Source organism: Methylobacterium guangdongense, assembly GCF_038442355.1.
In the GTDB taxonomy this organism is placed as follows: Bacteria; Pseudomonadota; Alphaproteobacteria; order Rhizobiales; family Beijerinckiaceae; genus Methylobacterium; species Methylobacterium guangdongense.
Window position 1 is genome coordinate 343,224 of sequence record NZ_JBBXMX010000002.1, and the last position, 21,630, is coordinate 364,853.

Sequence of the window (21,630 nt, forward strand, 5' to 3'; positions counted from 1 at the left end):
GTGAGCCGCTTCGGCCTCGCCTGCCGCGTCGCGACCCTGGCCCTCGCCTTCGCGGTGTTGGCGCCGCCGCACTGGGTGGCTTTGCGCCTGCTCGGTCGCCGGGCGACCCTGGCGCCGATGCTGTTCCACCGGGTCTTCCTGCGGCTGTTCGGGGTTCGGGTGACGCAGAGCGGCACGCCCCCCGCCATGGGCGAGGCGGCCCTGGTGCTGGCCAACCACGTCTCGTGGCTCGACATCATCGCCATCGGCTCGCTGCGGCCGCTCTCCTTCGTGGCGAAGTCCGAGATCGCCGGCTGGCCGGTGATCGGCACCTTCGCGGCGCTGCAGCGGACCATCTACATCGACCGGCAGCGCCGGGGGGCGACCGCCACGGTGAGTGCCACCATGGGGCATCGCCTCGCGGAGGGCGAACTCGTGGTGCTGTTCGCGGAGGGTACGACCGGCGACGGGACCCGGCTGCTGCCGTTCCGCTCCTCCCTCGTGGGGGCGGCCCGGGCGGCGCTGCAGGCCGAGGCTGGCCGGGGTCGCGTGCGCCTCCAGCCCCTGGCGATCGCGTATCCCCGGCGCAACGGGCTGCCGGTGACCCGCTCCGAGCGGTCGGAGATCGCGTGGTACGGCGACATGGAGCTGGCCCCGCACCTCATGGCCTTCGTGCAGGGCGGCCCAATCGACGTGCATGTGGTCTGGGGGGCGCCCATCGCCTTCGAGGCGACGACCGACCGGAAGGCCGCGACCGCCGCCGCCGAGGCCGAGGTTCGGGCCGCGCTGCGGGGTGTCGGCGTGGGCTCTCGCCCTCCGCCGCCGGTGAGCGTCAGCCCGGCGCGCCCGGGTCTCGACCTTCACGATCCTGAAGTCGCGGCCGTCTGACGGCCCGGACTCCCGACGCCCGCGGTCGACCGGACCACATACAAAATGGTCGGTCGAAAAGGTCGCCGGAATACATGATGCAGTGCATTGAGCAGGCCGAATCTCTCTGCTAGCTAGGCCGCAACCCGTATCAGTCGGGACATAGTGGAGGACGCCCGTTGCAAACCTGGAATCAGGTTTACGATCCGTTCGGGAGCCCATGGCTCTCGACGCTCGCCGCCTCAGTGCCGGTCATCGCACTGCTCGCCATGATCGCCAGCGGGCGGGTGAAGGCCCATATCGCGGCCGTCATCGCCCTCGGGCTCGCCCTCCTGGTCGCCATCGTGGGATTCGGCATGCCGACCGGCCTCGCCGGACGCGCCGCGATCCTCGGGATGGTCACGGGCTTCTTCCCGATCGGCTGGATCATCCTCAACGTCATCTTCCTCTACCGGCTGACGGTGGAGAAGGGCTGGTTCGCGATCCTTCAGCAATCGGTGGCCGGCATCACCGCCGACCGGCGCTTGCAGCTGCTCCTGGTCGCCTTCGCGTTCGGCGCCTTCTTCGAGGGCGCGGGCGGCTTCGGCACTCCGGTTGCGGTCACCGGCGCCATCCTGATCGGCCTCGGCTTCTCGCCGCTCGCCGCCTCCGGCCTGTCGCTGATCGCCAACACGGCGCCGGTGGCCTTCGGGGCGCTCGGCGCGCCGATCCAGGGGCTGGCCTCGGTGACCGGTTATCCGCCCGAGATCCTCGGCGCGATGATCGGCCGGCAGCTGCCGCTGTTCTCGCTGATCGTGCCGTTCTGGCTGATCTGGGTGTTCGCGGGCTTCCGCGGCATGATCCGGGTGTGGCCGCCGATCCTGGTCTGCGGCGCGTCCTTCGCGGTCGCGCAGTTCCTGATCTCCAACTATGTGAACCCCTGGATCGTCGATATCGGCGCCTCGCTGGCCTCGATGCTCGCGCTGGTGCTGTTCCTGAAGGTCTGGCACCCGAAGGAGATCTGGACCTCGCCGGCGCTGCGCGGCCATGATCCGTCGCTCGCCGTCGCGGGCCCGCGCCCGGTGGCGCTCGGCGCCGGTGTGCCGGGTACGCCCCCGGTCCATGTCGGGGCCCGCACGGCCTCGCAGGGCGAGATCCTGATGGCCTGGGTGCCGTGGATCGTCCTGTCGATCATCGTCGCCATCTGGGGCACCGGCTGGTTCAAGGGCATCGTCAATCCGCTCTTCACCTGGAAGTACGAGGTGCCGGGCCTGCACAACGTGATCATGAAGGTCCCGCCGGTGGTGCCGAAGCCGGTGCCGGAGGGCGCGGTCTTCCTGTTCACCTACATGTCGTTCACCGGCACGGGCGTGCTGATCGCCGCGATCATCTCCGGCCTGATCATGCGGTTCTCGCCGGTGCGGCTCGTGACGGCCTATTTCGAGACGATCTGGGCCCTGCGCTACTCGCTCATCACCATCTCGGCGATGCTGGCGCTGGGCGTCCTCACCCGCTACGCGGGCGTCGACGCCACCCTCGGGCTGGCCTTCGCGGGGACCGGGATCCTCTACCCGTTCTTCGGCACGCTGCTCGGCTGGCTGGGCGTCGCGCTGACCGGGTCGGACACGGCCTCGAACGTGCTGTTCGGCGGCCTGCAGCGGATCACCTCCGAGCAGCTCGGCTTGCCCGGCGTGCTGATGGCGGCTGCGAACTCGTCCGGCGGCGTGATGGGCAAGATGATCGACGCCCAGTCGATCGTCGTCGCCTCCACGGCCACCGGCTATTTCGGCCAGGAGGGCAAGATCCTGCGGTTCGTGTTCTGGCACTCGATCGCGCTGGCCTGCCTCGTCGGCCTGTTCGTGATGCTTCAGGCCTACGTGCCGTTCTTCCAGCACATGGTGATCGACGTGCCCGCAGCGGCGGCGGTCGCTCACTGAGGCTGATCCATCAGCCGAAGCCATTGGCCGGCCGCCCCTGGGCGGCCGGTCGCGTTTCAGGCGCCGCGACGGCCCGCGCGATCCGTGCTACAGGCCGCAGGCCGGGCCCCGCGGGGCCGGCGCAAGGATCCAGCGGACGGTTCGGGACGGGCGCGTTGAAGAAGGCCTACGTCAAATCCTACGGGTGCCAGATGAACGCCTACGACGCGGCCCGCATGGCCGACGTCCTGGGTGCCGAGGGCTACGCGCCGACCGATTCGGTCGAGGATGCGGATGTCGTCGTCCTCAACACCTGCCACATCCGCGAGAAGGCCGCCGAGAAGGTCTATTCGGAGCTCGGCCGCCTGCGCGTGCTCAAGGGTGAGCGCAAGGCGCAGGGGCTCGACACGCGCATCGTCGTGGCGGGCTGCGTCGCCCAGGCCGAGGGCGCCGAGATCCAGGCCCGCCAGCCGGCCGTCGACGTGGTGGTCGGCCCGCAAAGCTACCACCGCCTGCCCGACCTGCTCGCCCGCTCCCGCGAACGGCGGGTGGTCGATACGGACTTCCCGGTCGAGGACAAGTTCGATCACCTGCCCCGGCGGCGGACGCTGGGTGCTTCCGCCTTCCTCACCGTGCAGGAGGGCTGCGACAAGTTCTGCGCGTTCTGCGTGGTGCCGTACACCCGCGGCGCCGAGGTCTCGCGGCCCGTGGCGGCGGTTCTGGCCGAGGCCGGGAAGCTGGCGGAGGGCGGGGTCCGTGAGGTCACGCTGATCGGCCAGAACGTCAACGCCTATCACGGCGCGGGGGCGGACGGCGCGCCGGTCGGGCTCGCCGAGCTGGTGCGGGCGGTTGCGAAGATCCCGGGCATCGCGCGGATCCGCTACACCACGAGCCACCCGAACGATTTCGACGACGACCTGATCCGGGCCCATGCCGAGGTGCCGGCCCTGATGCCCTACTTGCACCTGCCGGTGCAGGCGGGGTCGGACCGGATCCTCGCGGCGATGAACCGCAAGCACACGGGCGACCAGTACCGCCGCCTGATCGATCGCGTCCGGGCGGCCCGGCCCGACATCGCCCTGTCGTCCGACTTCATCGTCGGCTTCCCCGGGGAGACCGACGCCGACTTCGCCGAGACCCTGCGGCTCGTGCGCGATGTCGGCTTCGAGAGCGCCTTCTCGTTCAAGTACAGCCCCCGCCCCGGCACGCCGGCGGCCGACCGGGGCGATCAGGTGCCGGAATCCGTGATGGCGGCGCGGCTCGCGGAGCTGCAGGCCCTGCTCGACAGCCAGCGCCACGCCTATCAGCGGGCGGCCGAGGGCCGGGTCTTCGACGTGCTGGTGGAGAAGCCCGGCCGGCATCCCGGTCAGGTCGCGGGCAAGACGCCGCACCTCCTCGCCGTCCAGTTCGATGCCGGGCCGCACCATATCGGATCGGTGGTTCCGGTGCGGATCACCGAAGCCGGCGCCAACAGCCTGTTCGGTGAGCTTGTCGCGGAGGCCGCGGCGGCGTGAGGAGTATGACGAGGATGGCGGCTTGAGCGCGTCGGACGGGGCTGGGGCGCGCGGCGCCCTGAAGGGGCGCGGCCCGGTTCGCCCGGCCGGGCAGGACGAGGCGGTCGAGGTGCCGCTGACCTTCGACGACAACCGCCTCGCCAGCCTCGTCTTCGGACAGTACGACCAGAACGTCGCCCATATCGAGCGCCGCCTGGAGGTCACCGCGACGGCCCTCGGCAACCATCTCGTCATCAAGGGACCGCCCGACGCGGCCGAGAAGGCCCGGCGCGTGTTCCAGAAGCTCTACGCCCGGGTGCGCACCGGCGGCAGCACGCTGACGCTCGGCGACGTGGACGGCGCGATTCGCGAGGCCACCGCGCAGGCGAGCCTGTTCCCGGCCGAGACGATCGCGGCCGAGGCCGACAAGCCGCATTTCGAGCAGATCGCCACCCGCAAGCGCGGGGCCGTGCGGGCGCGCAACCCGGCGCAGGACGAGTACATCAAGCTCCTGCGCACCAACGAGCTGGTCTTCGCCGAGGGGCCGGCCGGCACCGGCAAGACCTGGCTGGCGGTCGGCCACGCGGTCTCGCTGCTGGAGCAGGGCCATGCCGAGAAGCTGATCCTGTCGCGGCCCGCCGTGGAGGCTGGCGAGCGCCTGGGCTTCCTGCCGGGCGACATGCGCGAGAAGGTCGATCCCTATCTGCGCCCGATCTACGACGCCCTCTACGACTTCATGGAGGCGCGCCACGTCGACCGCGGGTTGCAGACTGGCCAGATCGAGATCGCGCCGCTGGCTTTCATGCGCGGGCGGACGCTGACCAACGCGGTTGTGCTGCTCGACGAGGCGCAGAACACGACCTCCATGCAGATGAAGATGTTCCTCACCCGTCTGGGCGAGGGCTCGCGCATGATCATCACGGGCGATCCAAGTCAGATCGACCTGCCGCCGGGCCAGAAGTCCGGCCTCGTGGAGGCCGTGCGCGTGCTGGATGGGGTCGAGGGAATCGGCCGCGTGCGGTTCAAGGACGTCGACGTCGTCCGCCACGATCTCGTGCGCCGGATCGTTACCGCCTACGAGCGCGCGGCCCACGGCGAGGATGAGGCCGACCGCAACCCAAACCCCCGGCGCCGGCCGCTGGCGTGAGCATGCCGCACGACATCGATCTCGCCGTCGAGGATGAGCGCTGGGAGGCCGCGATCCCCGGCCTCGAAGCCCTCGTCACCCGCGCCGTCGAGGCGGGCCTCGCCATCGCCCCCGGGAAGCCGGACGGCCCGGTCGAGGTCAGCGTCCTGCTGACTGACGATGCCGCTGTCCAGGATCTGAACCGGACGTGGCGCGGCAAGGACAAGCCCACCAACGTCCTGTCGTTCCCGGCCGCACCGCAGCCGCGGCATGCGCAAGTCGCGACGCCGCTGGGCGACGTGGTCCTTGCGTACGAGACCCTGGTGCGCGAGAGTGCCGAGCAGTCGAAGCCGCTCCAGAATCACCTCGCCCACCTCCTCGTCCATGGCACCCTGCATTGTCTCGGTCAGGACCACGAGCTCGGCGAGGCCGAGGCCGATGCCATGGAAGCCTTGGAAGTCGCAGCCCTCGCGACCCTCGGCATCCCGGATCCCTATGCCTGAGCGCGCGACGCCCGACCGACCCCAGACACGAGAGACATGAGCAACGATCGAAGTCGCGGCGCGGCCCTGGCCGCGCCCAGTTCCACCGAGGGCGAGTCCCAGAACCGGGAGCCCTGGTACGACCGCCTGCTCCAGGCGCTGCATCTCAAGCCGCGCGATTCCCTGCGCGAGGGGCTTGAGGAGGCGCTGGCCGAGCCGGATGCCGGCGAGAGCGGATTGTCTCCGCTCGAGCGCGTGATGCTCAAGAACGTGCTGGGCCTGCACAAGGTGCGGGTCGACGACGTGATGATCCCCCGGGCCGACATCGTCGCCGTCTCCAACGAGACGAGCCTCGGCGACCTGCTCAAGCTGTTCCGCACCGCCGGCCATTCCCGCCTGCCGGTCTATGGCGAGACCCTCGACGATCCCCGCGGCATGGTCCACATCCGCGACCTCGTGGACCACATCGCCGCCAAGGCCGAGCCGACCCGGCGCAGCGTCCCGGCGGCCAAGCCGGCTGAGCCGGCGGTCGACGGTGAGGCCGATCCGGTGGCCGCACCGCGTGTCCGCCGTCCGGCGCCGCGGCTCCCGCGCAGCCTCGACCTCGGCAAGGTCGACCTGACCACGACGCTCGCGGCGACCCGCATCCAGCGCCCGGTCCTGTTCGTGCCGCCCTCCATGCCGGCGATCGATCTGCTGGTGCGGATGCAGGCGACCCGCACCCACATGGCGCTGGTGATCGACGAGTATGGCGGCACCGACGGGCTGATCTCCATCGAGGACCTGATCGAGGTCGTGGTCGGCGACATCGAGGACGAGCACGACGTCGCGGAGGCCAGCTACGTTCAGCGGGTCGACGGCGAGGGCGACGTCTTCGTGGCCGACGCGCGCACGCCGTTGGCCGAGGTATCGGAGGCGACCGGGGTCGATCTGGCGGCGGCGGTCGGCGAGATGGCCGAGGAGATCGACACGCTGGGCGGCATGATCGTGACGCTCGCGGGTCGGGTCCCCTCGCGGGGCGAGCTGATCGCCGGCCCCGGCGACCTCGAGTTCGAAGTGCTCGATGCCGATCCCCGCCGTCTGAAGCGGCTGCGCTTCCACAAGGGCGCGGCGCGGATCGGCAACGTCGTGCCGCTCGCCCTGCCCCCGCCCGCGAATCCCAACCCACCGGCTGCCGAGACCCCCTACCCGTGACGGTCCAGGCGTGACGGGCACCGCCGAGGGTTACGCCCGGGCGTCTGCGGCGCCGGGTGCGCCGATGCGCGGCCGGGTACCGGGTTTCGTGCGGGCCATCGCGGGCCTGACCGGGTGGCGCCGCCTTGGTCTGGCGTCGCTCGCGGGGGCGCTGGGCGCGCTGGCGATGCCGCCCTTCGGCGTCCTGCCGGCGCTGATCGTCTCCCTCACCGTCGCGGTCTGGCTCATGGACGGCGCGACCGCCGACCGCCCTGCCCTGCGGCGGCTCTGGCCGAGCTTCCTGATCGGCTGGGCCTGGGGCTTCGGCTATCTCACGGCCGGCCTGTGGTGGCTGGGTCAGGCCTTCCTGGTGGAGGCCGACGAGTTCCTCTGGGCGCTGCCCCTCGGGGTCATCGGCCTGCCCTTCGGGCTCGGCCTGTTCTACGGGGCGGGGTTCGGGACCGCCGGGCTGTTGTGGCGCCGCGGACCGGCGCGGATCGCCGCCCTGGCCTTCGGGGTCGGGGCCGCGGAGTGGCTGCGCGGCCACCTGTTCACGGGCTTTCCGTGGAACACCCTCGGCATGGCGCTCGCCCAGAACCTGTGGCTGATGCAATGGGCCGCCGAGATCGGCCTCTACGGCCTGACCGTTCTGGCGATCCTGATCTGCGCCGCCCCCGCGACGCTCGCCACCGGCTCCCATCCGCGCAGCCGGTTCGGGCCGAGCGCGGCCGCCGCCATCGTCCTCGCCGGCATGGCCCTGTTCGGCGCCGAGCGCCTGGGGCCGCCCGACCCGGTGGTGGCGGGCGTGCGCCTGCGCCTCGTCCAGCCGAACCTGCCGCAGGACGCCAAATTTAGGCCCGAGAACCGCGCCGACATCGTCGACCGCTACATCGAGCTGAGCCAGCGCCCGGTCGAGGCCGGCGACCCTGAGCCGACTCATATCGTCTGGCCGGAATCGGCCTTCCCGTTCCTGATCCAGCGCGATCCCGAGGCCCTGGCCAAGGTGGCGGCCGGCCTCAAGCCCGGACAGCACCTCGTCACCGGCGCGGCCCGGGCCGAGGAGCCGCTGCCCGGCGAGCGCCTGCGCTACTTCAACGCCATCCTGGTGATCGGGCCGGACGGCGTGATCTCCGACAGCTACGACAAGGTCCACCTCGTCCCGTTCGGCGAGTACCTGCCCGGACCCCTCGACGCCGCCCTGCGGGCGCTCGGCCTGCGCCAGTTCGTGGCGGTGCCCGGCGGCTTCTCGGCGGGGGCGCTCGCCGCGCAGAGGATCCTGGCGGTGCCGGGCCTGCCGCCGGTGGCGGCGACGATCTGCTACGAGGCGATCTTCCCGGGCGCGATCCTGCCGGCGGAGCATGCCGCGCCCGCGTCCCGCCCGCCGGGGCTGATCCTGAACGTCACCAACGACGCGTGGTTCGGCGACACGCCGGGCCCGCGCCAGCACCTCGCCCAGGCGCGCCTGCGCGCCGTCGAGGAAGGGCTGCCCCTGGTGCGTGACGCCAACACCGGGATCTCCGCGGTGATCGACCCGCACGGCCGCATCGTCGCGCAGACGCCGATCGATCAGGAGACGTGGCTCGATGCCGACCTGCCGGCGCGCATCGTCGGCGGCACCCTGTACGGCCGGTTCGGCGACGCGGCCTTTGCGGTGATGCTGGCAGCCTGCCTCGTCGGCGCCGCGACCGCGGGTCGGCGGCGATGAGCGCGGAACCGGCGGGATCGCGCCGGATCCTCCTCGCCCTCGCGCTGATGCTGGTAGCGTTCAACCTGCGGCCGGCGCTCAGCACCGTCGGGCCGTTGCTGGCGACCATCCGGGACGAGACCGGCCTCGGCGCGGGCGGCGCCGCGATCCTCACGACGCTGCCGGTCCTCTGCCTCGGCATCGCCTGCGCCCTGGCGGCACCGCTGATCCGGCGAATCGGGGCCGATCTCGCCGTACTCGCGGGCACCACCATCCTGGCGGCCGGGCTGGCTTTGCGCGGCCTCGGGGGCTTGGTGCCGCTGTTTGCCGGGACGGCGCTCGCCGCCATCGGCATCGGCCTCGACAACGTCCTGCTGCCCGCCCTGGTCAAGCGTGAATACGCCGGCAGCGGCGGCCTGATGACCGGGCTCTACACCATGACGCTCTGCCTCGGCGCGGCCGCGGGGGCCGGCGCGGCGGTGCCGGTCGAGCACGCCCTCGGGGGCGGCTGGCCCTCCGCCCTGGCGATCTGGGCGCTTCCGGCGCTGGTCGCCGGCCTGTTCTGGATCCCGTTCGCCCGCCGGCCGAGTGCGCGGTCGGCCCCCTCGGCCGGGCGGCTGCTGCGCAACCCCCTGGCGTGGTGGGTGACGGGCTTCATGGGCCTGCAATCCTCGCTCGCCTACATCCTGTTCGGCTGGCTGCCGCTGTTGCTGCAGGGGCGCGGCCTGTCGCCGCTGGATGCCGGCCTGTTCGCCTCGCTGACCACGCTGGTCCAGGCGCCCGGCGCCCTGATCACCGCCACGCTGGCCGCCCGCGCCCGCGACCAGCGCGCCTGGATCGTTGCGATCCCGGGCCTGACCGCCGCCGCCTTCCTGATCCTCGCCTTCGGGCCGGACGCTTGGCGGATCCCGTCTGCCTGCGCGCTGGGCTTCGGGATCGGCGGCTGCTTCGGCCTCGGGCTGACTCTGATCGTGCTCCGCGCGGCGGATGCGGCGAGCGCCGCCGGCCTGTCCGCCATGGCGCAGGGCATCGGCTATGCGGGCGCGTGCCTCGGCCCGCTGGTCTTCGGGCTCGCCCATGAGGCGACCGGAGGGTGGGGCATTCCCGGCACCCTGTTCGCGGGCATCGCCGCCGCGGCGATCCTGATCGGCCTCGCGGCTGGCCGCGACCGGAAGGTCAGCGCGGCGGAACCGGCGCCGCGCGGCCCGGCCGCTCAACCCTTGAGCGCGCTCCAGCCGTCCAACCCGGCCAGCGGTTCCTGATCGTAGCGCAGCATCAGGTCTTCCATCGCCTCGGCGTCCGAGAGGCGCCCCCTGGCGGCGAGAACCGCCAAGCCCTCGAAGAAGCCCTCGCGGGCGAGGGCCGGCGTGAAGCTCAAGGTCAGCCGGACCGGCCGGTCGCTGCGGTTGGCAAAGGCGTGCGGCGTGCCCGGCCGGACCAATGCGAAATCACCGGGCCCGAGTTCGAGATCCGTCCCGTCGAGGTGCAGGGCGAGGGTGCCCGCCTCCACCGCGAAGGTTTCGGTCAGCCGGGCATGCCGGTGCAGCCCAGCGCCCGGCGTGCGGGGGTCCAACGCGAGCCGATAGATCCCGAGGACGTCCGCCGTCGCATCGCTGCGCGCGAGGTAGGTGACGCTGACCCCGCCGAACACCACGTCGGGTTTTGCGTCGTGACGGACAAGAGTTGCCATTGCGTCCTTCCCGTGCTCGCGACTCAGGCCTGCCGACACCCGCATCATGCGAGCATGGGCTGGCCGCCACAAGGCTCCATGGACTTGCTTTGCAAAAATCTCGGTCCGAGATCTTCCGCCGAAAGGCGATTAGAGATGGGCGTTCCCCGCTTCAGTGCGCCTATTGAATAAACGGATACTGAGCATATCGCTGGCAAAAGCCAATCTATACCCGAGGTGTTCGTTCGCGGTCTGGCGGTCTGTGGCTGCATAACTGCGAGAAGCTTGCATCGGAGCGGTCTTGACTGAGTGCGCGTCCCACGCACGTTATGGCTGAGCCTACTAGCAAGGGCCGGCCAGTGGGCGGCATCCGCGTCGGATATCAGCATGGCACGCATCGATCGATCGGGACGTCATCTCATCACCGCGACGCTGATGGCGCTCGCTCTGAGTGCGACGGGGGCGGAGGCGCGCGGGTTCGGCGGCGGTTTCCGCGCGGGTGCGGTCGGGCCGCGGGTCGGGGCCTGGGGGCGACCGCTCGGACCGGTCCGGCCCGGCGTCGCACCCGGCGGGGGCTTCGCCCGCCCCGGCTTCGTCGGCTGGCCTCCCTTCGCCCATCATCATCACTGGCACCGTCGCTATGGGGGCTACGGCTTGGGTGGTTTCGGGCTGGGCCTCGGTCTCGGCGGGTTGTTCGGGGCCTATGGCGATCCCTGGTTTGACGACGCTTACGTGTTCACGCCGCCGGTTTACGTGGCGCCGGCGGAGGTTCCCGTCGAGACGGAGGTGGTGATCGACGATTCGGCCGCCATCGCGGCCTGCGCCCGGCGGTTCAGGACCTACGACCCGCGGACCCAGACCTACATCGGCAAGGGCTACGTGCGGCGACACTGTCCTTGAGGGGCTGAGCCCGAGGGATTGCCTTCGCCCGACGGCCCTTCGCCGACTCGTCGAAGAAAAAAGGCCCCGCGTGCTGGAGCGCGCGGGGCCTTTCGTCGTCCGATCTTGAGAGGGCTTATTCCGCGGCGACCCGGTGGGCCTGCGAGCCGTCCGTGTAGGTCTCGGCCTGCAGGCGCTTGCCCGGGGCGGCGCGGCCCGGCAGCGGCGGCAGGGCCTTGGCCTTCTCCAGATCGATGCCCGCACCCTCGGCGACGCGGCGGCCGTAATCCTCGTCGGCGTGCCAGAAGTGCCAGACCATCCGCAGCTGGATCGGCTCTGGGCACTGCTTCATGTCGCCCACGAGGTTGGCGATCAGGTCGTCACGCTCCCAATCCGCGAAGGAGCGGTAGCGCACGCCGGCCTGGGTGTAGTCGTCCTCGGTCCGCGAGGTCTGGTAGCGGCCGAGGTTGCCCTGCACCGGCTGGTGGTAGTCCTTCGCGGGCTTCGGGGCCTCGCGCAGGCCTTCGGCGAGCGTCGAGGGCTCGTAGTTGATGTGCTTGTTCGGACCGGTGCCGTCGACCCCGTAGGTCATCTGGCCATCCCGCTGGTTCGAGTAGACCTTCACGCCGGGCTGCGGCGCGTTGATCGGCAGCTGGAGGTAGTTGGCGCCGACGCGGTAGCGCTGCGTGTCCGAGTAGGACAGCGTCCGGCCCTGGAGCATCTTGTCGTCCGAGAAGTCGATGCCATCGACCAGCACGCCGGTGCCGAAGGCCGACTGCTCGACCTCAGCGAAGAAGTTGTCCGGCACCCGGTCGAGCACCATCCGGCCGCAGGGCAGCAGCGGGAACTGGTCCACCGGCCACAGCTTCGTGTCGTCCAGCGGATCGAACGACAGGTGGTCGTTCGGGCCGTCCGGCATGATCTGCACGGCGAACTCCCACTCGGGGAAATTGCCGGCCTTGATGTTGTCGTACAGGTCGCGGGTCGCGTGGCCGACATCCTTAGCCTGGATCTCGGAGGCCTGGCCCGAGGTCAGGTTGCGGACGCCCTGCTTGGGGATCCAGTGGAACTTGCAGAGCACCGCCTCGCCCTGGTCGTTCACCAGCTTGTAGGTGTTGACGCCCGAGCCCTCCATCTCCCGGTAATTGGCCGGGATGCCCCAGGGCGACTTCAGGTGGGTCACCATGTGGATTGACTCGGGGTGCTGGGCCACGAAGTCGAAGAAGCGCCACGCCTCCTGGCGGTTCGTCACCGGGTCCGGCTTGAACGCGTGGATCATGTCGGGGAACTTGATCGCGTCGCGGATGAAGAAGACCTTGAGGTTGTTGCCCACGAGGTCCCAGTTGCCGTCGACGGTCTTGAACTTGACCGCGAAGCCGCGCGGGTCGCGCTCGGTCTCGGGGCTCTCCTTGGCGCCGGCGACGGTCGAGAAGCGCACGAACATCGGCGTCTTGACGCCGGTCTCGTTCAGCACGCGGGCGCGGGTATACTTGGAAGCCGGCTCGTTGCCGATCTTGCCGTATGCCTCAAAGTAGCCGTGGGCGCCGGCGCCGCGGGCGTGGACGACGCGCTCCGGGATCCGCTCGCGATCGAAATGCGTGATCTTCTCGATGAACTGATAGTTCTCGAGCGTCGCGGGGCCGCGCTCACCGACCGTGCGGGTGCTCTGGTTGTCGCGGACCGGATGGCCCTGGCGGGTGGTCAGGATCGGGCGTTGATCGCTCATGCGTTCCGTCTCTCTGTTCTGCGAAGGCTCATGTCGGACACGGGGGCCAACCTGGAACCGTTCTGGTGAAAGGTTATGACCCCGGCATGACCCCGAAGCAAATGCATCGTCACAAACATCGTGATAGATGCTGCCTATGAACCTTTCGGGTCTCTCCCTGCGCGATCTCGAATATGTCGTCGCCGTCGCCGACGAGGGTCATTTCGGGCGGGCCGCCGAGCGGTGCAACATCAGCCAGCCGACGCTCAGCGTGCAGGTCCGCAAGTTGGAAACCACACTGGGCCTCGTCTTGTTCGAGCGCTCGAACCGCCGCGTCCTGCTGACCGAGGCGGGCCAGGTAATCATCCGGCAGGCCCGGGTGATCCTGGTGGAGGCGCAGCGCCTGCTGACGCTGGCCAGCGAGGGGCGCGGCTCGCCGCTGACCGGGCGCCTGATCCTGGCGGCGATCCAGACGCTCGGCCCTTACTTCTTCCCGCAGGTGTTGCGGCCCCTGCGCGAGGAATATCCGCTGCTGACGCTTTCGCTGCAGGAGTCGAGGACCGCCGACATCGTGGAGGGCCTGCGCGACGGGCGGATCGACGCGGCGCTCGTCTCCCTGCCGGTGCCCCAACTGGGGCTGACCGCGTCGCCCCTGTTCATCGAGCCGTTCTGGCTCGCCTGCCCGGCCGAGCATGCCCTCGCCCGCGGCGGCGCCCTCTCGGCCGCGGAGATCGCCGGGCCGGACCTCCTGCTCCTCGACGAGGGCAACTGCCTGCGTGATCAGACGATCGCGGCCTGCGGGGCCGGCTCCTCGGTCGGCCGCCACGCCACGAGCCTGGAGACCCTGCGCTCCATGGTGGCGGCCGGGGCCGGCTACACGCTGCTCCCCGCCCTCGCGGTGCCGGCCGGCCCCGACCCGAGCGGTTTGACGGTCACGCGCGCCTTCGACGTCGACGGCCCGGGCCGCACCATCGCGTTGGCCTGGCGCACCAGCGATCCCCGCGCGGCCGGCCTGTCGAGCCTCGCCGCCTTCTTCCGGGCGCATGCGCCGCCGGGGACCGCGGCCTGTCGCGACGTCTCCCCCAGCGCCTGATCTGCATGACGCCGCCGGGGACCCGACCAGCCCTGACATCCACGCGGGTCCGCCGTGTCGAATCTTTGCCGTGACAGGACCAATATTGCGGTGTAGCGCGCGGTGGACGCCCGGCCGCTCGTCCGGACCCCGCCCCTTCCGACCGCCTTGCCCTCCCTCCGCACCCTCGGCCTCTGGGTCGCCCTCGTCGCCGCGTCCGCGGCCATCTCGTACGGCCTGATGCGCGCGCAGTTCCCGGCGGCGCTGCTGCTCGGGCCGATGATCGGGGCGATCGCGTTCGGCGTCGGCGGGTCGCGGCTCCACGTGCCGCGATCGGCCTTTCAGGCCTCCCAGGCGCTCATCGGCTGCCTCGTGGCCCACGCCGTGACCGGGCAGATCGCCCAGACCCTGCTTGAGGATGGCCCGCTCATCGTCGCCGTGGTGCTGGTGACGGTCGCGGTCAGCGGCGTCGTCGGCTGGGTCCTCACCCGCCTGCGGGTGCTGCCCGGGACCACCGCCGCCTGGGGGTCCTCGCCGGGGGGCGCCTCCGCCATGGTGGCGATGGCCGAGGATTTCGGCGCGGATCCACGGCTCGTGGCCTTCATGCAGTACGTGCGGGTCGCCGCGGTCGTGTTCTCGGCGTCGCTCGCCGCCCGGTTCCTCATGGCGAACCCGGCGGCCGTGGGATCCGGAAGCGCCGAGGCGGTCGAGCCGCTCTCCCTGATGGCGACGCTTGCGGTGGCGGTGATCGGCGCCAGTGCGGCCCTCGCCCTGCGGGTGCCGGCGGGCGCGCAGATTGGTCCGATGGTGCTGGGAAGCCTCCTGCATGCCACCGGCGTGGTCCGAATGGCCCTGCCGGTGCCGCTCCTCGAACTCGCCTATGCCTGCATCGGGATGTATGTCGGCCTGCGCTTCACCCGCGAGACGCTGCGCCTGACCGTGACGGCGCTTCCCGGCATCCTGGTGGCGACCTTCTCGGTCATCGCCCTCTGCGCCGCCTGGGGCTGGGGCCTGACATTGCTGCTGCCGATCGACCTGCTCACCGCCGTTCTCGCCACGAGTCCGGGCGGGCTCGATTCCGTGGCCATCATCGCGGTCGGCTCGAAGGCCGACGTGTCCTTCGTGCTGGCGGTGCAGACCCTGCGCCTGTTCGTGGTGCTGCTCACCGGCCCGCTGCTGGCCAAGTGGATCAGCCGGTCCGTGCCCGAGGGGGCGGCCTGATGAACGCCCTGGTCCTCGCCTTCCTCAATTCCTGGCGCGGCCTGCGCCATGGCGCGCGCACCGAGCGGGCGGTCCGACAGGAACTGGTCCTGCTGGCGGTCGGCGTGCCGGTCGCGCTGCTGCTCGGCGCGACCCTGTGGGTGCGCGTCGCGCTGATGGTGAGCCTGCTGCTGATGCTGGCCGCCGAGTTCCTCAACACCGCCGTCGAGAAGCTTTGCGACCACGTTCATCCGAGCCACCACCCGATGATCGGCCGGGTCAAGGATCTCGCCTCGGCGGGAACCTTCATGGCGCAGGTGGCGGCGCTGCTGGTGTGGGTGGCGGCTTTGGTCGAGCGGCTGGGGTGATCTGCCCTGCCCTCCGGGCGCTCGCTTCCGTGGCCGCGAAGGGCTATCTGCCGGGCGTACACAATGCACCGCCTGAGATCCCAACCCGTGACGGACTACATCCGCAAGATCCTCACCGCCCGCGTCTACGACGTGGCGATCGAGAGCCCGCTCGATCGGATGCCGCGCCTGACCCAGCGGCTCGGCCGCCCGGTGCTGCTGAAGCGCGAGGATCTGCAGCCGGTCTTCTCGTTCAAGCTGCGCGGCGCCTACAACAAAATGTCGGGTCTGAGCCCGGACCAGATCGCCCGCGGCGTGGTCTGCGCCTCGGCGGGCAACCATGCCCAGGGCGTCGCGCTCGCCGCCGCCAAGCTCGGGGCGCGGGCCGTGATCGTGATGCCGCGGACCACCCCCTCCATCAAGGTCGATGCCTGCCGGGCCCGCGGCGCCGAGGTCGTGCTGCACGGCGACGCCTTCGATGATGCGCTGGCGCAGGCCAAGATCCTGGAGGCCGAGCAGGGCCTTACCTTCCTGCACCCGTTCGACGATCCCGACGTGATCGCCGGCCAGGGCACGATCGGAAAGGAGATCCTGGAGCAGCATACCGGACCGATCGAGGCGATCTTCGTCCCGGTGGGCGGGGGCGGCTTGGCGGCCGGCATCGCCACCTTCGTGAAGTACCTGCGGCCCGGCACGAAGGTGATCGGCGTCGAGCCCGAGGACGCCGCCTGCATGGCCGCGGCGCTCGCCGCCGACACCCGGGTCAGCCTGCCCTCGGTCGGCCTGTTCGCCGACGGCGTGGCGGTGCGGCAGGCCGGCGAGGAGACCTTCCGGCTCTGCCGCGAGCACCTCGACGAGGTCATCACCGTCGATACCGACGCGATGTGCGCCGCCGTCAAGGACATCTTCGACGACACCCGGGCCGTGTCGGAGCCCTCCGGCGCGCTGAGCCTCGCCGGCGCCAAGCTCTACGCCGAGCGCGAGGGCGGCACCGGCACGCTGATCGCCATCTCGTCGGGGGCCAATCTCAACTTCGACCGCCTGCGCCACATCGCCGAGCGGGCCGAGATCGGCGAGCAGCGGGAGATCCTGATCGGCGTGTCGATCCCGGAGCGGCCCGGGGCCTATCGGGCCTTCATCAACGCCCTGGGGCCGCGCGCCATCACGGAGTTCAACTACCGCCACGCCCCGGGCAACGCGGCGCAGATCTTCGTCGGCATCAACCTGACGGGGGGGAAGCGCGAGAAGCAGGCGCTGATCGAAGCCCTGCGCGAGATCGGATATCGGGTCCTCGACATGAGCGACAACGAGATGGCCAAGGTCCATGTCCGCTATATGGTGGGCGGCCGGGCGGTCGGCGTCGCGCACGAGCGTCTGTTCCGCTTTCAGTTCCCGGAGCGGCCCGGCGCGCTGATGAAGTTCCTCGACGCGCTCGGCACGGATTTCGACATCACGCTGTTCCACTACCGCAATCACGGCGCCGATTACGGCCGCGTGCTCGCCGGCATCGCGGTCCCACCGGCCGAGCGGGCGCGGTTCGACGCGGTGATCGAGGCGCTGGGCTACCCGGCCACCGACGAGACCGAGAACCCGGCCTATCGGCTGTTTCTCGACGGCGAAAGCGTCTCGGCGGCGTGAGCCCAATTCGGTCTCATTCCGTGCCTTCCTCCACCGCCGTGACCTCCGGCATGGCCCGGAGCTTCTCGGCGATCTCCGCGACGCTCGTCCGCGACAGGCGCACGAAGGTGACGGTGACGTCGTCGTAGTCGGGGTTCGCGCTGGGGCGGACCGTGAAGGTCCGCACCCGGGAGGCGCGCGCGCCGCTGGCCGTCTGGATCGTTTCGATCGACAGCGCATCCTTGCGTACGGTCAGCCGCAGCGTCTGGGCCCGCATGCGGTCGCGCCAGCGCTCCTCGAACGGCTTCACCCCGGCCAGGATGCCCACGATCAGCGCCGTCGTGGCGAGCGCCGGCACGTAGAGGCCGCTGCCGATCGCGAGGCCGATCGCCGCTACGCCCCACAGGCTCGCCGCCGTGGTGAGGCCCTTCACCACCTCCCCGCGCAGCAGGATCGTGCCCGCGCCCAAGAAGCCGATGCCCGACACCACCTGGGCGGCGATACGGGACGGGTCGAGCACGACGTGCTCGGTGCCCAGCACGTCGCCGAAGCCGAAGGCCGAGACCAGCATGATCAGGCAGGAGCCGACGCAGACCAGCATGTGGGTCCGCAGGCCCGCCGCCCAGAGCAGGCGCTCCCGCTCCAGACCGATCACGCTGCCGAACAGGGCCGCCAGCGCCAGCCGCGCCACCATCTCGCCGTTGCCGATCACGATCGTCTCCACGCATCCGCACGACGCGGACGCCGCCGATCCTGGACGATCATGAGCCGGCTTATCAACCAATTCCGAGGGCGACCTTCTCGATCTCGTAGGCCGCGCGCACGGCGGCCGCGCCATATCTCCGTTCCAGGCGCCGAACCGTGAAGTGGGCCCGCGCCGTCGCTTGGAAGTGGTTCATGAAGGCGGTGTTGACGGCCGCGCCCCCGAACGCCCCGAGGATCGGCACCGCCTGCGCGGCGACCTTCTGCGACACGACGAGGCCGAACCGCGCCGCGATCTGCGCGGTGAACCGGATCAGCGCCGGGGCCGATTGATCGAGGAGGGTCTTGCTGCCGGCGTAGCGGGCGGCCTCCGCCAGGGTCTTGGCCAAGGCGGCGCGGACCGCGAAATAGCCGCTCTCGGTCAGCGCCGAGCCGGCTTCCGTGGTGGCCACCGCCCGGCCGCCGAGGGCGAAGACCTGCACGCAGGCGAGCGCGCCCTCGGGCGTCTCCAGATCCTCGCCCTCCTCGCGGGCGATCTCGGCGATCGAGCGCAGCATCAGCGTCGTCGAGACCGGCAGTTCGACCGCCAGGGTCGACAGGCCGAACGCGCCGCCGAGGGCGCCGGACAGCGCCGCGTAGGCCTTGTGCTTGGCGTCCCCCGAGCCGAGGAGCCGCGTGAGACGGCTCTCCGCCTTGGCGGTCGCCGTGCCCACGGCTTCGCCCGCCGTCGCCGAGACGACCTCGGTGCGGGGCAGCGTCGCCAGGGCGACCCGGAGCGCGCCGCGCATGGCCGCCTCGGTGCTGCGGCTCACCACCTCCGTCACGGGCGCCGGCAGCGAGCGGCCGATGATGTCGAGCGGCGCCCCCGCGGCCGCCGAGAGGCGGGCGGCGAGGCTCGGCCGCTCCAGCACCTGCACGGCCCGGCGCAGCGCGGCGAGGTCCGTGTCGCTCAGGGCCGTCTCTTCGGCCACCGTCGGAAGGGTCGTGTCGGCGCGGGTGATGTCGGTCGTGGTCATCCAAGGATCCCCGGATCTGTTCCGGTCACGCGGCCCCCGGGGCGCGCGCCGTGGAAGGAAGTTCCGCGCCCGTCGCACGGTTCCCCTCCGCGCTCAGGCCCCGAGCGGATGCACCGGTCGGCGTCGCCTCCGTGCCCGATCGGCCGCTGCGACGGCCCACTGCGAGGCAGAGCGCCAGAACCGGAATGCCGACCAGCGATGTCAGCACGAAGAAGGCCGGGTAGCCGATCGCCGCCACGATGAAGCCCGAGGCGCCCGCGATCAGCTTGCCCGGCAGCGCGTAGAGCGAGGAGAACAGGGCGTATTGCGTCGCCGCATGGGCCGGGCTGGTGAGGCTCGACATGTAGGCGATCAGCACGATGCCCGCGAAGGAGCCGCAGAAGTTCTCGATCGAGATGGCGACCGTCAGGCGCCAGATCTCGGGGGCGCCGGCCGACAGCCACGCGAAGGCGAGGTGCGAGGCGGCCGCCAGGAAGGCACCCAACAGAAGCGTCGGGAACAGCCCGAGCCGCGCGAGCGCCCAGCCCCCCGCGAACCCGCCCGCGATTCCGACCCAGATGCCGTAGAGCTTGGTGACGGTGGCGATCTCCTTCAGGTCGAAGCCCAGCGTCCGGTAGAGCGGGCTCGCCATCACGCCGGACAGGAAGTCGGGCAGCCGGTAGAGGGCGACGAGCAGCAGGATGCCCCAGAGGGCGGTCCCGAACCGCCCGTGCAGCTCGGTCAGGGGCTCCAGCACGGCGCGGCGCATCGACCAGAGCCGCGATCGGCCGGCCGTCTCGGTCGGGGCCGCCCGGGGTCTGTCGAAGGCGGGCGCCAGCAGGGCCGCCACCATGCCGACCAGCATCAGCGCGGCCATGATCAGGTAGGCGAGCATCCAGCCGCCGGACGCCGCGATGAACAGCGCGCCGGCGCCCGCGGTGATCAGGCCGAGGCGGTAGCCGAGGTTCGAGGTCGCCGCCAGAATGCCCTGGAAATCGCTGCCGGCGGCATCGATGCGCCAGCCGTCGATCACGACGTCCTGGCTTGCCGCGCAGAACGCCACCAGGAAGGCGCCGAGCCCGAGCAGCGCGAGGTTGGTTTTCGGATCGGAGACCGCCATCAGGACGAGGCACAGGGCGACGGCGGCCTGCGTGGTCACCATCCAGGCCCGGCGACGCCCGAGCCGCGCGCCCAGGACCGGGACGTTAAGGCGATCGATCGCCGGCGCCCAGAGGAACTTCAGCGAGTAGGGCAGCGCCACGTAGCTGAACAGCCCGATGGCGCGCACGTCGATATCCGAGAAGGCGAGGCGGAGCGTGAAGGTCCCGAGCACCAGAAGGAGCGGCAGGCCGGACGAGAATCCGAGGGCGAGCATCAGCGCGATGCGGCGATCCTCCACGATGTCGCGGAGGCGGAAGCGACGCAAAGCCTGTGGCTGGTTGCCCATGGCATGGAACTCCTGAGCTTTCCTGGCCTTGATCCCGCGAAATCGTGGCAACTGTGCGCCGCGGTAAGGCTCGCTGGATTGTGATGCCGTTAAGCGCGATCCTGATCGAAGCTTGCTTAACGGAACGTCCATGCCCGGTGGATCGAGGGCTGGAGGATTGGGGCGGACGGGTCGCGTTGCAGAGTGTGGAATGAAGCGGTGAGTGTCCGATCGGAGTCCGCTCCGCCCCCCGCGACGCTGGTCGATGCCTTCGCGCGCAGCCCGTCGCCCATGGTGATCACAGACGCGCGGGCACCCGACAATCCGGTCGCCTGGGTCAACGACGCCTTCCTGCAGGCCACCGGCTACGCCGCTGCGGAGATCGTCGGGCGCAATTGCCGCATGCTTCAGGGACCAGCCACCGATCACGACACCGTCGCGCGGATCCGCGCCGCCGTCGCGGCGGCCGAGCCGATCTCCGTCGAACTGTTGAACTACCGGAAGGACGGCACCCCCTTCTGGAACGCCATGACGATCACGCCGGTGAGCGACGCGCAGGGTGTCGCTTTCTATTACGCCGCGCAAGCCGACATGACCCATACCCACCAGCGCGAAGTCACGATGCGCGGCACCAACGATGAGTTGGAGCGCCTCGTGGACGCCCGCACGCACGCCCTGAGCGCCGCGCTGGAGCAGAAGACCGCGCTGCTGCACGAGGTCGATCACCGGGTGAAGAATAACCTGCAGGTGATCTCCTCGCTGATGCTATTGAAGGCCCGCCGCACGCCGGAGGGCGAGGCCCGCGACGCGCTTCAGGGCATGGCGGAACGGATCGGGGCGCTGTCGACGGCGCACCGGCTGCTCTACTCGGAGGGCGACTGCGCGCATTTCAACCTCGGCGACTTCGCGTCCGAGTTCCTGGCCGACATGAATGCCGGCCTCGACCCGGAGCGGCACAGAGTCGAGGCCGACGTGGAGCCGATCGCGGTGGCGGCCGCGATGGCGGCGCCCCTGGCCCTGCTGATCCACGAACTCACCGCCAACGCCCTGCGCCACGCCTTCCCGGATGCCCGGGAGGGCCGCGTCTCGATCGCGGCCAAGCGGACCGAGCACGGCATGCACCTGACGATCCGGGACGACGGCATTGGCCTCGGCGCGGCGCCCCCCAACCCGGCGGGCTTCGGGCGCAATCTCGTCGAGATGGTGGTGCGGCAGATGCGCGGGACCATCGTCTGGCGGGATGCCGGGCCGGGCACGACCGTCGAGATCGATATCCCGCTGCAATCCGCATCTTGAGTCTTCGGCGCGAATTCTTCACG

19 protein-coding genes are annotated in these 21,630 nt (G+C 70.8%); 14 read left to right on the forward strand and 5 right to left on the reverse strand.

The window, feature by feature from the left end:
• From AAHG09_RS05465 to AAHG09_RS05500, 8 genes are all read left to right on the forward strand, one after another.
• Positions 1-867 (forward strand): lysophospholipid acyltransferase family protein, encoded by an 867-nt coding sequence (locus tag AAHG09_RS05465; protein WP_342105894.1) that lies wholly within the window; start codon positions 1-3, stop codon positions 865-867.
• Between the two features lie 158 nt (positions 868-1,025).
• Positions 1,026-2,762, forward strand: a complete 1,737-nt coding sequence (locus AAHG09_RS05470; protein ID WP_342105895.1) for an L-lactate permease — start codon at positions 1,026-1,028, stop codon at positions 2,760-2,762.
• Between the two features lie 155 nt (positions 2,763-2,917).
• Positions 2,918-4,255 (forward strand): tRNA (N6-isopentenyl adenosine(37)-C2)-methylthiotransferase MiaB, encoded by a 1,338-nt coding sequence (miaB, locus tag AAHG09_RS05475; protein ID WP_342105896.1) that lies wholly within the window; start codon positions 2,918-2,920, stop codon positions 4,253-4,255.
• Positions 4,256-4,277: 22 nt separating this feature from the next.
• Complete coding sequence (locus AAHG09_RS05480; RefSeq protein ID WP_412759990.1) at positions 4,278-5,381, forward strand: PhoH family protein; 1,104 nt, start codon at positions 4,278-4,280, stop codon at positions 5,379-5,381.
• Between the two features lie 2 nt (positions 5,382-5,383).
• Positions 5,384-5,863, forward strand: coding sequence for an rRNA maturation RNase YbeY (gene ybeY, locus AAHG09_RS05485; RefSeq protein WP_342105897.1), 480 nt, complete (start codon positions 5,384-5,386; stop codon positions 5,861-5,863).
• 36 nt (positions 5,864-5,899) lie between these two features.
• Entirely contained in the window at positions 5,900-7,036 is a 1,137-nt protein-coding gene (locus tag AAHG09_RS05490) for a hemolysin family protein (RefSeq protein ID WP_342105898.1), read from the forward strand.
• A gap of 64 nt (positions 7,037-7,100) precedes the next feature.
• Complete coding sequence (lnt, locus tag AAHG09_RS05495) at positions 7,101-8,720, forward strand: apolipoprotein N-acyltransferase (RefSeq protein WP_342106216.1); 1,620 nt, start codon at positions 7,101-7,103, stop codon at positions 8,718-8,720.
• The gene (locus tag AAHG09_RS05500) at positions 8,717-9,961 is read left to right on the forward strand and encodes an MFS transporter (RefSeq protein WP_342105899.1); all 1,245 of its coding nucleotides are present in this window, start codon (positions 8,717-8,719) and stop codon (positions 9,959-9,961) included. The genes lnt and AAHG09_RS05500 overlap by 4 nt, the downstream gene beginning before the upstream one ends.
• Here the strand turns inward: AAHG09_RS05500 and AAHG09_RS05505 are convergent.
• Entirely contained in the window at positions 9,913-10,389 is a 477-nt protein-coding gene (locus AAHG09_RS05505; RefSeq protein ID WP_342105900.1) for a cupin domain-containing protein, read from the reverse strand. The two genes, AAHG09_RS05500 and AAHG09_RS05505, sit on opposite strands and share 49 nt — an antisense overlap.
• 366 nt (positions 10,390-10,755) lie before the next feature.
• Here AAHG09_RS05505 and AAHG09_RS05510 point away from each other — a divergent pair, with 366 nt between their 5' ends.
• Positions 10,756-11,268, forward strand: a complete 513-nt coding sequence (locus tag AAHG09_RS05510; RefSeq protein WP_342105901.1) for a BA14K family protein — start codon at positions 10,756-10,758, stop codon at positions 11,266-11,268.
• Positions 11,269-11,383: 115 nt separating this feature from the next.
• On the opposite strand, the gene AAHG09_RS05515 is transcribed toward AAHG09_RS05510, so the two are convergent.
• Entirely contained in the window at positions 11,384-12,973 is a 1,590-nt protein-coding gene (locus AAHG09_RS05515; RefSeq protein ID WP_342105903.1) for a catalase, read from the reverse strand.
• A 136-nt stretch (positions 12,974-13,109) separates the two neighbouring features.
• Here AAHG09_RS05515 and AAHG09_RS05520 point away from each other — a divergent pair, with 136 nt between their 5' ends.
• The 4 genes from AAHG09_RS05520 to ilvA all read left to right on the forward strand — a co-directional run bounded on the left by AAHG09_RS05520 (position 13,110) and on the right by ilvA (position 17,209).
• The gene (locus tag AAHG09_RS05520) at positions 13,110-14,045 is read left to right on the forward strand and encodes a LysR substrate-binding domain-containing protein (RefSeq protein WP_342105904.1); all 936 of its coding nucleotides are present in this window, start codon (positions 13,110-13,112) and stop codon (positions 14,043-14,045) included.
• 147 nt (positions 14,046-14,192) lie between these two features.
• Complete coding sequence (locus tag AAHG09_RS05525) at positions 14,193-15,245, forward strand: AbrB family transcriptional regulator (protein WP_342105905.1); 1,053 nt, start codon at positions 14,193-14,195, stop codon at positions 15,243-15,245.
• Positions 15,245-15,592 carry a diacylglycerol kinase gene (locus tag AAHG09_RS05530; protein ID WP_243916940.1) on the forward strand — a complete coding sequence of 116 codons (348 nt, stop codon included), beginning with the start codon at positions 15,245-15,247 and terminating at the stop codon, positions 15,590-15,592. The genes AAHG09_RS05525 and AAHG09_RS05530 overlap by 1 nt, the downstream gene beginning before the upstream one ends.
• A gap of 63 nt (positions 15,593-15,655) precedes the next feature.
• Positions 15,656-17,209, forward strand: coding sequence for a threonine ammonia-lyase, biosynthetic (gene ilvA / locus AAHG09_RS05535; protein ID WP_342105906.1), 1,554 nt, complete (start codon positions 15,656-15,658; stop codon positions 17,207-17,209).
• 13 nt (positions 17,210-17,222) lie between these two features.
• Here the strand turns inward: ilvA and AAHG09_RS05540 are convergent, their stop codons facing one another.
• The 3 genes from AAHG09_RS05540 to AAHG09_RS05550 all read right to left on the reverse strand — a co-directional run bounded on the left by AAHG09_RS05540 (position 17,223) and on the right by AAHG09_RS05550 (position 20,332).
• Positions 17,223-17,882 (reverse strand): MgtC/SapB family protein, encoded by a 660-nt coding sequence (locus AAHG09_RS05540; RefSeq protein ID WP_342106218.1) that lies wholly within the window; start codon positions 17,880-17,882, stop codon positions 17,223-17,225.
• 82 nt (positions 17,883-17,964) lie between these two features.
• Positions 17,965-18,906: an EcsC family protein gene (locus AAHG09_RS05545; protein WP_342105908.1), complete on the reverse strand. Its 942-nt coding sequence runs from the start codon at positions 18,904-18,906 to the stop codon at positions 17,965-17,967.
• A gap of 25 nt (positions 18,907-18,931) precedes the next feature.
• Complete coding sequence (locus AAHG09_RS05550) at positions 18,932-20,332, reverse strand: AmpG family muropeptide MFS transporter (protein WP_342105909.1); 1,401 nt, start codon at positions 20,330-20,332, stop codon at positions 18,932-18,934.
• Positions 20,333-20,530: 198 nt separating this feature from the next.
• Between AAHG09_RS05550 and AAHG09_RS05555 the strand changes: the two genes are divergently transcribed.
• The gene (locus AAHG09_RS05555; protein WP_342105910.1) at positions 20,531-21,607 is read left to right on the forward strand and encodes a histidine kinase dimerization/phosphoacceptor domain -containing protein; all 1,077 of its coding nucleotides are present in this window, start codon (positions 20,531-20,533) and stop codon (positions 21,605-21,607) included.
• Positions 21,608-21,630 lie beyond the last annotated feature (23 nt).

Excerpts from the sequence above, each read along its gene's own strand:
- AAHG09_RS05545 (WP_342105908.1), bottom strand. The coding sequence starts at position 18,906 with ATGACCACGACCGACATCACCCGCGCCGACACGACCCTTCCGACGGTG.
- ilvA (WP_342105906.1), top strand. The coding sequence starts at position 15,656 with ATGCACCGCCTGAGATCCCAACCCGTGACGGACTACATCCGCAAGATC.
- AAHG09_RS05500 (WP_342105899.1), top strand. The coding sequence starts at position 8,717 with ATGAGCGCGGAACCGGCGGGATCGCGCCGGATCCTCCTCGCCCTCGCG.
- AAHG09_RS05515 (WP_342105903.1), bottom strand. The coding sequence starts at position 12,973 with ATGAGCGATCAACGCCCGATCCTGACCACCCGCCAGGGCCATCCGGTC.
- lnt (WP_342106216.1), top strand. The coding sequence starts at position 7,101 with ATGCGCGGCCGGGTACCGGGTTTCGTGCGGGCCATCGCGGGCCTGACC.
- AAHG09_RS05540 (WP_342106218.1), bottom strand. The coding sequence starts at position 17,882 with ATGGTGGCGCGGCTGGCGCTGGCGGCCCTGTTCGGCAGCGTGATCGGT.
- AAHG09_RS05550 (WP_342105909.1), bottom strand. The coding sequence starts at position 20,332 with ATGGGCAACCAGCCACAGGCTTTGCGTCGCTTCCGCCTCCGCGACATC.
- ybeY (WP_342105897.1), top strand. The coding sequence starts at position 5,384 with ATGCCGCACGACATCGATCTCGCCGTCGAGGATGAGCGCTGGGAGGCC.
- AAHG09_RS05490 (WP_342105898.1), top strand. The coding sequence starts at position 5,900 with ATGAGCAACGATCGAAGTCGCGGCGCGGCCCTGGCCGCGCCCAGTTCC.
- AAHG09_RS05510 (WP_342105901.1), top strand. The coding sequence starts at position 10,756 with ATGGCACGCATCGATCGATCGGGACGTCATCTCATCACCGCGACGCTG.
- AAHG09_RS05530 (WP_243916940.1), top strand. The coding sequence starts at position 15,245 with ATGAACGCCCTGGTCCTCGCCTTCCTCAATTCCTGGCGCGGCCTGCGC.
- AAHG09_RS05520 (WP_342105904.1), top strand. The coding sequence starts at position 13,110 with ATGAACCTTTCGGGTCTCTCCCTGCGCGATCTCGAATATGTCGTCGCC.
- AAHG09_RS05505 (WP_342105900.1), bottom strand. The coding sequence starts at position 10,389 with ATGGCAACTCTTGTCCGTCACGACGCAAAACCCGACGTGGTGTTCGGC.